This is a genomic window from Fodinibius sp. AD559, assembly GCF_052712805.1.
The window spans coordinates 61,314-77,418 of sequence record NZ_JBQPVW010000002.1 but is presented as its reverse complement, the minus strand read 5'-3'; the positions used below and the strand labels follow the sequence as shown (position 1 = coordinate 77,418).

Sequence of the window (16,105 nt, the reverse complement as noted above, 5' to 3'; positions counted from 1 at the left end):
ACCACTATTGTTTAAAATGTTTTCCTAAACGAAGTTCTTGTCCTTGGTAATTACTTTCGATGTCATCACCGTACACAAAATCAGGAACTTCGGTATTCGGTTCAAATTTCATGCTACAAAATGTTTGTCCATCTTCAATCAAAAAAGGTACATCATGTGAACGCACTTCGAGCACAGCTCGTGCTCCTTTATCCTCTACACGTCCGCCAAAACCACTGTCAAAAAAGCCAGCATAATGCGTACGCAGCTCCCCTGATCCCGTATCATAAGCAATCATTTCGGCGGCCAAATATTCGGGAATACGACAACGCTCTTTAGAAGCGAAGATGTAAAATGCCTCCGGTTCTAAAATAAGGTGATCATCAGGTTGGTGGTAAATGGGCTCCCAAAATTCCGAAACGTCATAGTAGTCAATGTTATCGAGATCGATATAATCGCGGTGCTTTTTGGCCTTATACCCTACAATTTTTCCTTCTTTGGCATGTAAGTTTACACTCAGAAAGAGCCCATTATTAACTTTTAGTTCATCTACGTCAACCGGATCTCCGCTCTCAGTAAAGAGCAGCGGGTCGGAACTATGCGTTCGCAAAATATCCTGATCAGAAAGCACAGTATAACCGTGGCGAATTCGCAGCTGATTCAACCGGTGTCCTGTTTTAATCTTTATTGGAAAAGACTTGGGAACAACCTCCAAATACATTCTCCCTTTATAACCTGATCGTATTTCTTCAAAACGGTGAGAATAATCCGTAATTACACGTGTAAACACATCGAGCCGGCCTGTTGTACTTTTGGGATTGGCTTTGGCGGAAAGATGCTCTCCGGATACAATCTGGTAATCTACTCCGTTTTCATTCCCATTAAACAATGTTTTCTGTGGTGAGATATGGGACGGCAAATGCAACTCTTCGAGCAGTGGAATGATGTACACACAATTAGGTTCCAGGATAGCACCGTCAGTAATCGAGAACTCGTACTGGCTAAGTTTGTCCAGCTTCTGGTTTACCGACTCATCCTCGGGCAAAAAACTGCATCTCACCCGGTAAGCCTTTTCTCCTAAACGCAAATCAATTGAGTTAGGCTGAAACTGATCATCCTTCAACGGATATCCATCAGCATGAGAAATAATACCCGCATTGGCCAATACACGCAATTTTTGAACGGGTAGTATGCCTTTGGTTCGCAGATGTACTTTTTGGATCTCGCTGCTCATCAAAACTTATCTTAAATTAAAACGTTAATGAATATTTGTATCTTATGGCATCTGAACTTGCGCCCTAATATAGGAATTCAGTGATCAGAATTCAGAATCGATCTTACTTTAATTCCAAACACTGATTCTCTAATCAATTTTATACAGACAGAATGAATATTCTTTTTTGGAGCGGCGGCAAAGATGCCTACTTGGCTCTTCACTTTTTCAGGGAATCATACCCCGAGGCAGATCTAAAACTGCTTACAACCTATGATGAGTCCAACGACATTGTGCCTCATCAAAACATTCCGCTTTCCGATATAGAGGAACAGACAGATCATCTTGGTTTAGATTTAATCTCTGTAGGCCTTCCCTCTAACTGCCCCAATGAGACTTATTTAGAACGGATTGAAAATGCCCTGAATGAATTAGAGCAACCCATCGAAAATCTCATTTTTGGCGACTGGTATTTAGAAGATATTCGGCAGTGGCGCGAAGAAGCGTTCGGCGAAATGGGCTATTCTTGTATTTTTCCAATATGGAAAAAAGACCTGAACGACCTGCTCCCCATATTACTTCTGAAACCGATAGAAATAAAAATTAGCGCAGTAAAAGAAGACTTCCAGTCACTGCTAAAAAAAGGAGAATCCTTCGATCAAAAATTGGTCATGCAGCTTCAGCGCCTTAATGAAATAGATCCTATGGGCGAAAACGGAGAATTTCATACCAAAGTCATATTCAAAGACCCCGAAACACTGGATAATCAACCGCTAATACCAGGTAGTCGATAACACTTTATCACCTTGCACAATGCTATCCACTACATCCATCCCGTCAGTAACTTTGCCAAAACGCGTATAACTTCCATTTAGATGCGGCTTCCATTGATGCATCATAAAATACTGACTGCCTTCAGTATCGGTACCTGCGCTGGCAATACCTACCGCACCACGTGCAAATTCTTTTTCTGATGCCTCGGTGGGAATCACAAAATCGGGACCGCCGAAACCATCCTGTCGTTCAATATCCCCGCCCTGTATTACAAAATTGGGAATCACACGATGAAACGGTACGTCGTCATAATGTTCCGCACTATTCAAGCTGTCGATCATTGACACCGTAGCGGGAGCACTAAGCGTATTCATCTCAATATGGATCCTCCCTTTCTCTGTCTCCATAAGCAGTGTGGGATTGGGCCCCAGCTCCCAAAGTCGATCCCAGTCAGGTAAACGAAATTCAGTTTTTGAATCTTCCGGCACCTCAACATCCCATCCGGCATCGGCCAACGAGCGATTCAGGGGTACATAATTTTTAGAAGCAAGTGAATCGATAACCGACTTGGCCTGTTCTTCAAATCGTTCTTTATACAACGAGCCAAAGGTCTGATAAACTTCGATATCACCGGGTAGTGAAAAAGCTGATAAACTACCATTTATACGGTCAAAATCTTCGGATTTAAAAAGGGATTCATTCTCCAATAACGAACCTGCCATATAGGTCACGCCTCGATCACCCAAATCGAGTGCATCAAAAACAATATTTCGAATTTGCTGCCTATGCTCTCCTATATCCTGGATATCCTGCACAAAACTTCCTAAACTTTGCAGCGCATACATTGTCGGCAATTGCTCACCCTCACTTACTAAATCCTCAATACGCTTCAGGTAATTTTTAGGGGATTCATATTGCCGATAAATTCCCAACACCTCGGGCCATAAATAGGCATTTTCTTCAGGAATAGTTGCAAGCCGGCTTTGGTACTCTTTTACAATCTGAGCATCTACTTGTTGAACCTCCGCTAACGCCTGCAACCAAACAGCATCAGCTAAACGTTCATCCGTTAGCATTTCATCATGAATGTATTGATACAGATCATCCCCCTCTTCGATATTTCCATGCAAACTTTGCAGCGTTCGCACCTGAACATGCGGATTGTCGTTCGTCAATAAAATTTTAGCCGCCAACGAATGTTTATCATTCAGAGACACTTTACCGATAGATGTAGCCAACTCATATGCCAGCTGGATTTCATGGTCCAGCATCTGCTCACCATTATAGAAAATGGTCATGGTATGAGTCGTACGCTCAGGAAGAATCTTATTCATATATTGATCGACATCCCGACTTATCCCAATGCCCATCAGCTGCCATCGATCAAATAGCGTATCCTGTGCAGCAGCAGTTAATTCAGATTCATCGCCACGATACCATCCATACAAATAAGCGCGGGTAGTTTCATAGTTTTCTGTGTCAAATGCCTTTTGCATAACCCGGATTTGCCGATCCTGAGTTATATCAAATTGTTGAACTAAGCGTCCCACTGCCAGCGCAGTCTGATATTCACTATCCGCTAAATTTTTATCCAGTTGATTGATAAAAAAGGAAAGGGTCTGTCCATCTCCCTGCTGGCCAAGCACTCTGGAAATTCCCGAACGCAATTCGGCATCTTCTATCCAGCTTTGTTCGAGCTCTCTCAGCTCATTTTCGGCAAGTTCGTGCTTGCTTATTCCAAACCAAGAAGCATCAGAATTCTGTTCTTTAGCGAGATTAATGAATTGGTCAACAGAATCTACTGAAGTGTTGGCAAACGCCCGCCATGCTTGCTTTCGTACTTGGGGATGTTGATGAGATAAAAACGGCTCGAGGGCTTCTGCATCCCGCTGTGTAACAGCTTCATACAAATCCAGATAGGTTGCAGTAAGCAGTGAATCTGTAATGGGATTTACACTTTTATAGGGTCCCGATCCACCGGTCGAATAACTGAATAGTATAATAACACCGATTCCCAGGGTTATTAACACTATCCAAGATCGAAGACGGACATATTTCATTTTCAATAATTGAATTGCAAAAGATTAAAGAGAAGGCTTGTGATCCTCAGCTTCTTCAACGCGATCGGCATCCTTTTCTGAGTGAATGGTCTTCAATTTACCATTCCCATCTTTGCGAGCTTCGTGAAGTTGCGAATCCTTAATCCATGCTCGTCCGCCGTCATGCTGAAAGCGTTTCTCATTTTTAAACATAAAAGCTTGTTCGTGCAAATCGGGTAAGTCCTTCTCCATAACAATTTCTTTTTTGTTGGTTGTGATGCATTGACAATAATACAATTTTAACGACTATAATTCATAAGATTTTTAGCTTTGCTTTAAGCTTCGAAAAGCTTATATTTGGCATTCTGTAGCCAAAAGAATTTACAACATAAAATTACACAATTAGATGTACGCAGTAGTAAAGATAGGTGGACATCAATATCGCGTTTCAGAAGGCGATGTCCTGTTTGTTGACAAACAAAGTGATGAAACCGATCAAAAGCTTACTTTTGATGAAGTTTTATTAACAAATGACGACGGTAATGTAACAGTAGGTCAACCTGTTGTTGAAGGCACTGCTGTTGAAGCCACTTTGCTTGATAATGTAAAAGCCGACAAGGTTACCGTTTTTAAGAAGAAACGTCGCAAGGGATATCAAGTTAAGCGCGGACACCGCCAACCGATGTCCCAAATCGAGATTAACAGTATTTCTACTTCCGGCAGTGGAAGTAAGAAAAAAGCTGAAAAAGCAAAAGATACTTCTGAGTCTGAAGATACAGGACAAGTATCTACTGATATGACGGCCAAAGAGGCCATCAGTCATATCCGAAATACTGATCTTGAAGATCTCAAAGGATTTGTTCCCGATGATGAAGAGCGGGTTACCGTTTTGGATGCATGGGACAGTAAGCAAGAAGGATAATTCAGAAATTTTAGATTGTTATGGCGCATAAGAAAGGACAAGGATCTACAAAGAACGGTCGTGATTCGATTTCGAAACGACTTGGAGTTAAGAAATACGGCGGAGAAGTTGTTAAAGCCGGTCATATTATCGTACGTCAGCGTGGTACTAAGTTCCACCCCGGCGATAATGTAGGCCGTGGCGGCGATGACACGCTCTTTGCCAAAGCTGCCGGAGAGGTTACCTTCCGCGTTCGCTCAGGTGGACGTAAATATGTAAGTGTTGATCCTGTTTCATAACAGCATTTTTTTTACCAAATTTTTTAAGCCTTGGTTTCTAAAGAAACCAAGGCTTTTTTTATATTACTCTCTATGAAAAAGAATAATATCCCGGGCCTGCCCCACCTACAATTTCGTAATATCTTTTGCATCGGTCGCAACTATGTTGAGCACGCCAAAGAACTCAACAATGAAGTCCCAACTCAGCCGCTTGTTTTCCTAAAACCGACCAGCAGCATCATTTTTGATGGTGGTAAAATTCAGATCCCTCCCCAAAGCGAAGATGTCCATCACGAAGTAGAGTTGGCAGTTGCTATTGATAGGGCTGGCAAAAATATTCCAAAGGATGAAGCTTTAAAACATGTTGGCGGTTATGGTATTGGTATTGATGTAACCGCTCGCGATATTCAACAAAAGGCCAAAGAAAAAGGACATCCGTGGACCGTTGCCAAGGGATTTGATACATTCGCCCCACTGAGTACGTTCATCGAAAAAGATCGGATCGAAGATCCCCAAAATCTGGATTTACAAATTTCAGTAAATAACGAAGTTCGTCAATCGGACAGTACCAAGCTGATGATTTTTACTGTGGCTGATCTAATCCACTATTTATCGACTATTTTTACCCTGCAACCCGGCGATATCATTTTAACCGGCACGCCCAAAGGAGTATCATCTATAACCAAAGGAGACAAAATAGAAGCTTCTTTAAACAATGGACTGGCAACACTTTCTATAACTGTAGCTTAAACAATGAATATTCGCCTTCTACTTTTCATTACTTTCTTTATAGGGATTGCTACTCATCCATTATCAGCACAGGAGTCGGATAACTTTGATCCAACCCGAGCACACTATGTGTGGCCAACTGAAGCCAGCCGATATCTTTCTTCCACTTTTGGAGAAACACGAGCAGCACACTTTCATGCTGCCCTGGATATCAAAACCTGGGGACAAAAAGGATATGAAGTTTATGCCACTCGAGATGGTATTGTTGATCGCGTTGCCATTGGTCCAAGAGGCTACGGCAAAGTCATCTATTTAAAACACGACGATGGCTCCTATTCGGTATATGCTCACCTACTCTCTTTTAATGATAAGCTGCAACAGCTGGCTGATTCTGTTCGGTTTGCCGAGAACTACCAATTTGAAATTGAGAAATTCTGGGGATGGCGAAATATTGAAGTCAAACAGGGTGATCTCATCGGATACAGTGGCGCATCAGGTATTGGTCCACCCCATCTTCATTTTGAACTTCGAACTCCTTCACACAAACCATTTAATCCCCTGTTGACAAATTTATCCGTTAAAGATAATATTCCGCCGCAAATTAGAGGACTTTCTGTGGAACCACTTAGTCCCAGATCCAATGTTGAAGGAGAAAATGCCATATATACCAAAAGAGCAAAGCTCGAACACGGAATATACAGCTTTGGTACTATATCAGCCAAAGGACCTATTGGTTTAGGCCTGAATGCTTTTGACCAGTCCGATAATGTTCATAACAGTTATGCTGTTTATGAGCTCAGTCTTAATATAAACGGCGAAGAGTTTTTCACTTCCAAGGTAGACAGCTTTTCGTACAGCGAAACTCACCAGATGTTCATTGATCGGGTACATCCTCTTTTAAAAAATACAGACAAGGGATTTCAGCGACTTTATATAGCAGATGGGAACTCCCTCCCATTTTATAAAACCAACAGTCAAAAAGGTATTCTAAATTTACCGGTAGGAATACATCAAGTTACGATAACGGCGAAAGATTATTACAATAATACTTCTACAGCTAAACTCACACTTAACATCCCTGAAGACCAGCAACAAAAACAAAATCATCGATCATTCAGGAATCGTAGCTCAAATATCAGTACTATTTCTCCCAATCAGTGGAACTGGTTTTCGGATTGGGTTACCATTCCATATGACCAATATGAACACACCACAATTGGTTTGACTGATGAAGAACAATTTATTGAATATGCCAACGGTATTGTAGTTAATGTAGAAGGCCAAAAGTCATTCTTCGTCAATACACCGAATTCGGGTCCACTACAACTCTACCGAATTACTCCACAATCCACCTCTTTTATCTCCTCCGCTGATCAAAAACACTTTGCCATATTTCCCAAACAAACGTTTTATGATACCGTTTCGGTGGGTATGTATGTAAATAATTTTACCAAAGACTCCTTAACTGTTGATTTCATCCCAAACGCCTATCCGGTTAAGGAAGAATATCCATTTTACACCTCTCGCGATAGCGCGTTAACCGATACCTCCAAACTCTCGTTTTATCGTTTTGACCAAGAGGATAAGGAATGGGAATTAATTCCTACAAATTTTACGACCTCTCATATCATTGGCAAAGCCGAAACCCTTGGTCACTTTTCTTTGAAAAAGGATCAAACAGCTCCTCAAATAAAAAATCCACGTATACGGCAGCGGCCCGATGACAAATGGGTTATTTATATAGATGTTGTGGATAATCTTTCCGGCATTGATTATTCCAAGTCAAAAATATTCGCTAATGGAAATCAGGGAATTGCAGAATTTGAGCCCGAGAATGATCGCTTTGTTTACTACCATCCCAATTTTGTTCCCTCTTCATCTATAAAAGTTAAAGTTATAGCCTTCGATAAGATGGGAAACAAAGCAAAACAGATTTTTGAATTAGAAAATAGGAAGTAAAAAAATAGGGAGAAACTGATGTACAGCTTCTCCCCACTCTTTAATAAAACAATCCTGATAATTAAAGATGTGCAATACAGCCAATCTCAACCTTGCAGTTTTTGGGTAACGTTTTAACTGCAACGGTTTCCCGTGCTGGTGGATCATTCTCAAAATAATTGCCGTAAATTTCATTAACCGTTCCAAAGTTATCCATGTCATCCAGAAAAATGCTGCACTTAATAACTTTGTCAAAACCAGATCCGGCTTCATCCAAAACGGCTTTTAAATTTTTCATGACTTGTTTAGCCTGAGAACTAACATCATCTCCCACAAACTCCATGCTATCGGGATCCAATCCTATTTGTCCTGAACAATATACCAAATCGTCATGAACGACAGCCTGACTGTATGGACCTATAGCTTCCGGTGCTTTTGAAGTATGAATTATCTTCTTCATGATTCTGTAAATGTTATTTTATTGTAGTTGTACTTTTATTTTTCAATTCGCTCAAAAACTCATTCAGATGAAAAGCAAACTTTTCGGGATGTTCCATCATGGGAGCATGACCACATTCATCAATCCATTTAAGTCGAGAATTGGGCAATGCTTTATGAAACTCTTCAGCAACTTTCGGGGGCGTAATTTCATCTTGTTTACCCCAAATCAACAGAACTTCCTGATCGATCTCCGGCAAGTAATCTTCCATGCTATACTCGTGCGTCTCTCGAGCAATAGCCAGCACATTCAACAAATTTGATCGATCATTGATTACCTCCATGATTTCATCCATAAGTTCTTCAGTCACAAAGTCATCATCATAAAATGTAATTGCCGCCTGCTTTCGCACATAATCACGGTCGTTACGGCGAGGAAATGTGGATCCAAAATCTCTTTCCTGCAATCCAGAACTTCCGGTTAAAATCAATCCCGCCACATTCTCTGGGTGCTGCACGGTATACTCGAGAGCCAAATGTCCACCCATAGAATTGCCTAACAGGATAGGGTTATCAATTTCCAAAGCCTCCATAAAAGAGTGCAGCCATTTGGCCATATTCGTAAACGTCAGCTTTCTGGCCTTAAACTCATAGAGAGGAATAGCTGGCACATAAATATTATAGTCATCTATATATTCAACCAACGCATCATAGTTACTTAATCCCCCAAACATACCATGCAAAAAAACCAGATTAGCAGAATCCTCTGTTCCCTTTGAAATTTTGAGATATTCAAAATCGTTATAATGATGACTTTCGAAATGACTGCTGCCGAACATATAAATTGATATCTGGGTTAATAGACTGTTATTTTTTTAAGTGCATAATATAATAAAATTATGCATAAATATTGCAGAAAGGACTATATATGATTACTTTCTGAAATCACGAACGGATATTCTAATAACATTGAATTTATAGCAATCAGAAACCATGTTTATTAAAAAATTACCTCATCTACTTGTAGCATTGCTCGCGGCAATTTTGATAGGATGCGGATCTTCAAATCCGTTAGCCGACGAAGCACAAAGTAATCTTAAAACTCAAGATTTTGAAGCCGCTATCGCTTCAGCAGAAAAGTCCATTGAGCAATATCCGGGCGATCCCCTGGGATATTATTATAAAGCCGTTGCATTGGGTGAACTTGCCAGATCTCAAGACGATCCCACAGAGCGTGCTGACTACTATAAACGAATGAATGAGGCTTTTGAAACAGCTAAAAGCGTTGCTGATACCTCTGAAAATGTACCCGGTGAAATCAATAACATATCCGGCGTAAAGGTTGCCTTATGGCAGACCGAGTTTCAACGAGGCGTTGACCTTGCTACAAACGACAGCGTTAGAAGCACAGTCGAAAACCCGATGAAGCTATCCATGGGGCATCTGAGAAATGCAACCAATCTACAACCAGACAGTGCTAGTTCCTGGAATGTTTATGCTCAAATATCAGCCAGAAACAAAGAATTTGAAGAAGCGGTTTCTGCCAAGGAGAAGTACATGAACATGATTTCCGAATCAGAGATTGATACCGTTGATTACCTGCACTTAGGGAATTATCACTTCAACTTAGGAAATGATGAAAAGGTTGTTGAAGTCTTTGAAAGAGGAAAAGAACGATTCCCCGAAAGCAAACCTATTGTTACAAACCTTGCTGATGCTTATAGCAGAGCAGGAAAACAAGAAAAAGCAATTGCTACGCTTAATGAACTTGTTCAGCAAGATCCTGACAACCCCAAATATCGCTTAGTGATGGGTACGAAAATTTATCAACAGGCTCTGGAACTGCAAGATTCGACGGGTACCAACTCTCAAGAAATCATGGAGTTACAGAAAAAGTTTAATCAGGCTAATTCTTCCAAAAAAGAAGAAATTAAAAGTCAAATCAATGAACTCAGCAATGAAAATGAAAAACTGTTAGCTGAAAAAGAAGAACTCACTAACCGTGCTGAGAAAGAAATTAAAAAAGCTCTGGAAATTAACCCTGATGATCCAGCTGCCTATGAAACACTGGGTGTTATTTATCAAAACCGAGCCAAAACTCATTTCGATCGTCGTAACAGAACTTCTGATAATAAAAAGGCGGCTAAGTTTGATGAACAAGGTAAAAAGGACATTCGCCAAGCTATGAAGTATTACGAAAAAGCTGTCGAACTTGATCCGGAGAATGAAAATTACTGGAGAAGTCTATTCCAGATTTACACCTTCTTAGGTATGGATGAAAAAGCTGAAGAAGCAATGAAAGAAGCGGGCATGGACAGTTAATAACTATCTACTTACTCGCATTAACTAATTTACTTACTTTTATGATTTACCACATTACCCGAATAGCAAGCTTTGTGCTTGCATTCGGGTTCTTTATTAGTTGCTCTACATTACAATCTGCGAACCAAGAATCTACGACAACTGAACCCCTTTCTGAACGGCAGATCCAACAACAAATAAAATCTCTGGATGAGGATATTTCCTCAAATCCGGGGCAAGCTGATTTATACTTCCAAAAGGGTAACCTCCTCACAAGGCTTGCCCAAAAGAAGGAAAACCCCTCTGAACGAGTATCCCCATATACAAATGCTCGTCAGGTTTTGGACCGAGCATCAGAATTATATAATAATGCCCCAAACCCAGAGAATAAAGTAAGCAACTTGCTTAAGATAACCTGGAGTTTAGAACACAATAAGGGCGTTAAATGGTTACAGGGAGAAAATATACAACAGCCCAACTACGATAAAGCTGTTGCTCATTTCAATAATGCAACTATTGTCATTCCCGATAGTGCTATTTCTTACAAAATGAAGGCCCGTGCATTGTACAAAAGTCAACAGCCGCAACAAGCGATTAAAACCTTAGAAAAGGCCCAGCAAAAAATTGATAATCCACCAGCTCTTCTTTTAGAACAACTGGCTTATTTATATCTCGAAAATAACAATCCCCGAAAAGCAATAAGAGTTTATGAACAGGCCGAATCATTCTCAGATAAAAATCTAAATCTATTGCACGGGCTCTCAAACGCTTATATTAATGCAGGAGACCATCAGAAAGCAATAGCACTGCTGGAACGATTAATCAAGAACGAACCACAGAATTTAATTTACGGTCAATCATTGGCTACCGAATTATATTTTCTGGGAAAGTCAAAACTTGATTCTGTTGCTGCCGCCCTAAAAAACGGTGATTCATTTAACGAAACAGCTTTTGACAGTGTAGATACCCTATTAAGCAAGGCAGAAGAACAGTTTAATCAGATTGCTGAGGCAAATCCCGGAAATCTCGATATTCAGGAACGCACAGCTACTTTTTACTACAATAGTGCATCGCAATATCAAAAGCTTGTTCCATTGGTATCGGATGAATACCAAGAGCAACTACAAGAGGAAATCAAGCAATATGTATCAGCTTCTGTTCCTCTTTTTGAAAACCTCGTAGAACAAGACCAGCAGAATCAAGAAATCTGGCAGAAACTTTTTCAGGCTTATTCTATTTTAGGAATGGAGCAGGAAGCAGAGAATGCAAAAGCTAATCTATAATATATTTTAGTAATGAAATTCAATACCAAAACAATTCACGCAGGACAAGAACCGGAAGAAACTTCTGGAGCTGTAATGCCCCCAATCTTCCAAACATCAACCTACGCACAAGAAGCGCCTAACGTACACAAAGGTTATGATTACGCTCGAGTGGGCAATCCTACTCGCACAGCTCTTGAAAAACTTATTGCCGGATTGGAAAATGCCGATGAATGTGCCTGCTTTGCCAGCGGTTGTGCTGCAATGGATGCAGTTCTCAAAATGTTTCGCCCCGGAGATCAAATTATTGCCTCGAACGATCTTTACGGCGGTACCTACCGACTGTTTACCGAAGTATTTGCTCCATATGGCATCGACTTTACCTTTGTAGATATGACGGATATTGACAATGTCAAAGAAGCTGCCACCGACGATGCCAAGCTACTCTGGATTGAAACGCCAACCAATCCCCTATTACGCGTAGTAGATATTGAAGGACTCACAGACTTTGCAAAAAAACAGAATATCTTATCACTGGTTGATAACACATTCGCCTCTCCTTACTTACAGCAGCCGCTTGAGTTGGGAGCAGATATGGTACTCCACTCGACTACCAAATATTTGGGGGGCCATTCTGATGTCATTGGTGGAGCTGTTGCCACGTCTAACGAGGCCATCATGGAACAACTTCGTTTTCAAGTGAAAACTACGGGAGCCGTTCCCGGTCCGATGGATTGCTATCTGACTTTACGAGGCATAAAAACGCTATCGGTACGCGTGCAGCAATCAGTGGATAATGCAAAAAAAGTTGCTTCCTTTTTGGATGATCACCCGGATGTTGAAGAAGTTATTTATCCCGGATTAAAGAGCCATCAGCAACACGAAATTGCAAAAAAACAGATGAGTGACTTTGGCGGTATGGTTTCATTCTCCTTGAAGGATGACTCTATGGAAAAAGCTCAGGAATTTATGAGCAGAACAACGGTTTTTACGTTAGCTGAAAGCCTTGGAGGTGTTGAATCATTAATCAGCCATCCCGCTTCAATGACCCACGGATCGATTCCTAAAAAAGTTCGAGAAAAGGCGGGACTCAAAGATTCGTTAATCCGACTATCGGTAGGTATTGAAGATGCTGACGATCTTATAGACGACCTGGAACAGGCTTTTGAATAGATTCCAGATATATGAACAAAATGTATAACCTCAAAACAGATTAAATTATGCGCAATGTAGTTATTGTTGATGCTAAACGAACGCCAGTGGGTTCTTTCGGCGGAAGCTTATCCTCATTTTCAGCACCTGAATTAGGGTCTGCTACGATTACAGAGTTAATGAAATCTTCCGGTGTTAAACCCAGACAGATTCAAGAAGTGGTATTTGGAAACGTGCTCACAGCCGGCGTTGGTCAGGCTCCCGCGCGACAGGCCGCCCTAAAAGCTGGTCTCTCTGAGCTTACTCCCGCAACGGCCATTAACAAGGTCTGTGCCTCAGGAATGAAAGCTATCATGATTGCCGCCAATCAAATTCAGCTCGAAGAAGCTGATATAATGGTTGCCGGTGGTATGGAAAGCATGAGTAATGTTCCCTACTATCTAAACAAACACCGGTTTGGATCTAAGTTGGGACATGCCGAAGCCCAAGACGGAATCATCAGAGATGGCCTGTGGGATGTTTATAATGATTTTCATATGGGCAATGCGGCAGAAATTTGTGCAAAAGAATGTAATATCAGCCGCGAAGAACAAGATGAGTTTGCCATCACTTCTTACAAACGAGCTATTAAAGCTCACGAAGAAGGTTATTTTGATGACGAAATCATCGAGATGAAAGTAAAAGATCGCAAGGGCAATGTATCCAAGGTTAAAATGGACGAAGAGCTTAAGCGGATCAATTATGACAAAGTCCCGAAGCTCAATCCTGTTTTTCAAAAAGATGGTACCGTTACTCCTGCTAACGCCAGCAGTATTAATGACGGAGCTGCAGCAGTTCTTTTGATGAGTGAAGAAAAAGCTGAAGAACTTGGATTTACTCCGCTGGCTCGCATTATAAGTCAGGCCAGCGCAGCCAAAAAGCCCGAATGGTTTACCACGGCACCTGCCGATGCAATGCCTAAAGCTATGAAAAGAGCCAACCTTGAAAAAGATGAGATTGATCTTTTTGAAATTAATGAGGCATTTTCAGTGGTATCGCTGGCTAATGAGCAGATTTTAGAGCTCGATCCGGAAAAAGTAAACATTCATGGTGGAGCAGTCAGTATTGGTCACCCTATCGGCTGCTCGGGAGCACGTATTATTGTAACGCTCCTGCACGCTCTCAAGCGTACAAAAGGACGTTATGGATGTGCAGGCATTTGTAACGGTGGCGGTGGAGCATCAGCCATGGTTCTGGAGATGCTTAATTAGAATCCTTTAAGAACCCAAAAGCAGGATGAACTATTTCATCCTGCTTTTTTATTTTTCATTTATTCTGATAACTTTAGTATTAAGATAATTAACAAAAATACGTTCTTAGAACAATAGTACTACTATAATATAACTTACTGTTTTCTGTTACCCCTGAATGTACTCTATCAACCGATTTTATTATGATTAAGAAAGTATTATCTACTTTTGCCCTTCTACTGGTTTTGACCAGTTTATCCTATGCCCAGGTTGGCATTACTTCAGTGCCATTTTTACAGATCGAACCCGATTCCCGCGCTGCAGGAATGGGCAATACCGGTGTTGCCATTGCTGATAATGCTTCAGCCGTCTTTTGGAATCCCGCCGGACTTGCTTTCCAAACAGGAAACCAAATCAACTTTACGCATAGTGAGTGGTTGCCACAGTTCAATGCCGATCTATTTTATGATTACTTGGGAGGCAAATATCACGTCAAAAATATCGGTACTTTTGGCGGACATATAACATACCTCAACTTAGGTGAACAACAACGAGTGGATCGAGATGGGTTAAACCAAGGTAGATTCAATAGTTATGAGTTAGCAATAGGTTTAGCATACGGTCTTCAGCTAAATAAAAATTGGTCTGTTGGCACCGGGTTACGTTTTATATACAGCAGTTTGGCTGATAGTTACGCAAATCCCAATCTTCCTCAAATAAATCCGGGTTCGAGTTTTGGCGTAGATTTATCAGCCATGTATAAATCAAATAATTTTAAATTTATCGGGAACGATGCCAATGTAAATGCGGGATTAAATATCTCGAACATCGGTCCTGGCATAAACTATACCGATAACGCTCAAAAGGATCCCCTCCCAACGATGTTCCGTATTGGATGGGCATTCAATACCAATCTTGATAAGGACGGCATCCACAAATTAACGATTGCCAACGATATCTCGAAGGTGATGGCACGCCTTGATTCTGATGGGGAACCTAAAGGAGTTATCAGTTCCCTTTTCTCATCCTGGGGCAGCTTTAGCCGCAATACCGGAGCAGGAGAAGTGACACTCTCACTACCCCAACAACTTATGTATGCTGTAGGAACCGAATATTGGTATAACGATCTATTTGCCGTACGAGGCGGATACTATTATGAAGATCCCAACAACGGTGATCGACAATATATGACCTTGGGGGCCGGAATTCGATACAAGTTTATAGGAGTGGATTTTAGCTATATTAACACACTCGGAGCTGAAAACCATCCTCTTGCCAATACAACCCGCTTTGGTTTGCTCTTAAATTTCTAACCCGAGCAGCTGTGGGTTCATGATATTTTATACAATTACTTGTTTAGATAAGAGCATGCTATTTGTTAGCATGCTCTTATTATTTGGACTTCATAACACCTTTTAACACCCAAAGGGAACAATCTAAACAGTTTGCAAATTATAACGAGGCTTTATTTCAATTTTGGATTAACATTTGATTTTGATCTCCCCAACCATGATTAAAAAAATAAGACGATCAGGTATCCTTTTGGGGAATAATGATGTGCAGCACAACTACTCAAAAAGCGAAAAATACACAGAAAATAACTATTGATAATCTTAGAGAACATATCGAAAAAACCGCTGATTACAATTTCAACAGCGACTGGTCGAAAGTAAATATTGAACCACTGCGCAATGTAGAACGTAATATCCCGTTTGTTTACCCAAAACATATTGGTAATAATTTTTCGCATATTATACCCAGCTCCAGTTCACAACAATATCACTATTAGCAAATATTATCAGTACAGCCGCCCGGGCCGGAATCATTTTATAGCTTAATACAAGCTAAACTGGGACGGTAGCGGAATGCCGG

Annotated in this window: 16 protein-coding genes; 11 read left to right on the top strand and 5 right to left on the bottom strand. The window is 40.9% G+C overall.

Annotated elements, in window-relative coordinates:
• Positions 1-4: 4 nt before the first annotated feature.
• Positions 5-1,213 (bottom strand): 2'-deoxycytidine 5'-triphosphate deaminase, encoded by a 1,209-nt coding sequence (locus tag ACQ4LT_RS03450; RefSeq protein ID WP_445664622.1) that lies wholly within the window; start codon positions 1,211-1,213, stop codon positions 5-7.
• Between the two features lie 152 nt (positions 1,214-1,365).
• On the opposite strand from ACQ4LT_RS03450, the gene ACQ4LT_RS03445 reads away from it, so the two are divergent.
• Positions 1,366-1,986, top strand: coding sequence for a Dph6-related ATP pyrophosphatase (locus ACQ4LT_RS03445; RefSeq protein WP_445664621.1), 621 nt, complete (start codon positions 1,366-1,368; stop codon positions 1,984-1,986).
• Here ACQ4LT_RS03445 and ACQ4LT_RS03440 read toward each other — a convergent pair.
• Positions 1,966-4,026 carry a peptidylprolyl isomerase gene (locus tag ACQ4LT_RS03440; protein ID WP_445664620.1) on the bottom strand — a complete coding sequence of 687 codons (2,061 nt, stop codon included), beginning with the start codon at positions 4,024-4,026 and terminating at the stop codon, positions 1,966-1,968. The two genes, ACQ4LT_RS03445 and ACQ4LT_RS03440, sit on opposite strands and share 21 nt — an antisense overlap.
• A 24-nt stretch (positions 4,027-4,050) precedes the next feature.
• Complete coding sequence (locus ACQ4LT_RS03435) at positions 4,051-4,257, bottom strand: hypothetical protein (RefSeq protein WP_445664619.1); 207 nt, start codon at positions 4,255-4,257, stop codon at positions 4,051-4,053.
• A gap of 154 nt (positions 4,258-4,411) precedes the next feature.
• Between ACQ4LT_RS03435 and rplU the strand changes: the two genes are divergently transcribed.
• From rplU to ACQ4LT_RS03415, 4 genes are all read left to right on the top strand, one after another.
• Entirely contained in the window at positions 4,412-4,927 is a 516-nt protein-coding gene (gene rplU / locus ACQ4LT_RS03430) for a 50S ribosomal protein L21 (RefSeq protein ID WP_445664618.1), read from the top strand.
• A gap of 20 nt (positions 4,928-4,947) precedes the next feature.
• Positions 4,948-5,205 (top strand): 50S ribosomal protein L27, encoded by a 258-nt coding sequence (gene rpmA / locus ACQ4LT_RS03425; protein ID WP_445664617.1) that lies wholly within the window; start codon positions 4,948-4,950, stop codon positions 5,203-5,205.
• 72 nt (positions 5,206-5,277) lie between these two features.
• Entirely contained in the window at positions 5,278-5,934 is a 657-nt protein-coding gene (locus ACQ4LT_RS03420) for a fumarylacetoacetate hydrolase family protein (protein ID WP_445664616.1), read from the top strand.
• Between the two features lie 3 nt (positions 5,935-5,937).
• On the top strand, positions 5,938-7,872 hold the full coding sequence (locus ACQ4LT_RS03415; protein WP_445664615.1) for a M23 family metallopeptidase: 1,935 nt from the start codon (positions 5,938-5,940) through the stop codon (positions 7,870-7,872).
• 61 nt (positions 7,873-7,933) lie between these two features.
• Here the strand turns inward: ACQ4LT_RS03415 and ACQ4LT_RS03410 are convergent, their stop codons facing one another.
• Both ACQ4LT_RS03410 and ACQ4LT_RS03405 read right to left on the bottom strand, forming a co-directional pair.
• Positions 7,934-8,311, bottom strand: a complete 378-nt coding sequence (locus tag ACQ4LT_RS03410; RefSeq protein WP_445664614.1) for a RidA family protein — start codon at positions 8,309-8,311, stop codon at positions 7,934-7,936.
• A gap of 13 nt (positions 8,312-8,324) precedes the next feature.
• Positions 8,325-9,128 carry an alpha/beta fold hydrolase gene (locus tag ACQ4LT_RS03405; RefSeq protein WP_445664613.1) on the bottom strand — a complete coding sequence of 268 codons (804 nt, stop codon included), beginning with the start codon at positions 9,126-9,128 and terminating at the stop codon, positions 8,325-8,327.
• 154 nt (positions 9,129-9,282) lie between these two features.
• On the opposite strand from ACQ4LT_RS03405, the gene ACQ4LT_RS03400 reads away from it, so the two are divergent.
• The 6 genes from ACQ4LT_RS03400 to ACQ4LT_RS03375 all read left to right on the top strand — a co-directional run bounded on the left by ACQ4LT_RS03400 (position 9,283) and on the right by ACQ4LT_RS03375 (position 16,022).
• Positions 9,283-10,611, top strand: coding sequence for a tetratricopeptide repeat protein (locus ACQ4LT_RS03400; RefSeq protein ID WP_445664612.1), 1,329 nt, complete (start codon positions 9,283-9,285; stop codon positions 10,609-10,611).
• A 41-nt stretch (positions 10,612-10,652) separates the two neighbouring features.
• Entirely contained in the window at positions 10,653-11,873 is a 1,221-nt protein-coding gene (locus ACQ4LT_RS03395) for a tetratricopeptide repeat protein (RefSeq protein WP_445664611.1), read from the top strand.
• 12 nt (positions 11,874-11,885) lie between these two features.
• On the top strand, positions 11,886-13,025 hold the full coding sequence (locus ACQ4LT_RS03390) for a cystathionine gamma-synthase (RefSeq protein ID WP_445664610.1): 1,140 nt from the start codon (positions 11,886-11,888) through the stop codon (positions 13,023-13,025).
• Between the two features lie 47 nt (positions 13,026-13,072).
• On the top strand, positions 13,073-14,254 hold the full coding sequence (locus ACQ4LT_RS03385) for an acetyl-CoA C-acyltransferase (RefSeq protein ID WP_445664609.1): 1,182 nt from the start codon (positions 13,073-13,075) through the stop codon (positions 14,252-14,254).
• Between the two features lie 182 nt (positions 14,255-14,436).
• Entirely contained in the window at positions 14,437-15,546 is a 1,110-nt protein-coding gene (gene porV / locus ACQ4LT_RS03380) for a type IX secretion system outer membrane channel protein PorV (protein WP_445664608.1), read from the top strand.
• 239 nt (positions 15,547-15,785) lie between these two features.
• Positions 15,786-16,022, top strand: coding sequence for a hypothetical protein (locus ACQ4LT_RS03375; protein ID WP_445664607.1), 237 nt, complete (start codon positions 15,786-15,788; stop codon positions 16,020-16,022).
• The last annotated feature ends 83 nt before the right edge of the window (positions 16,023-16,105 follow it).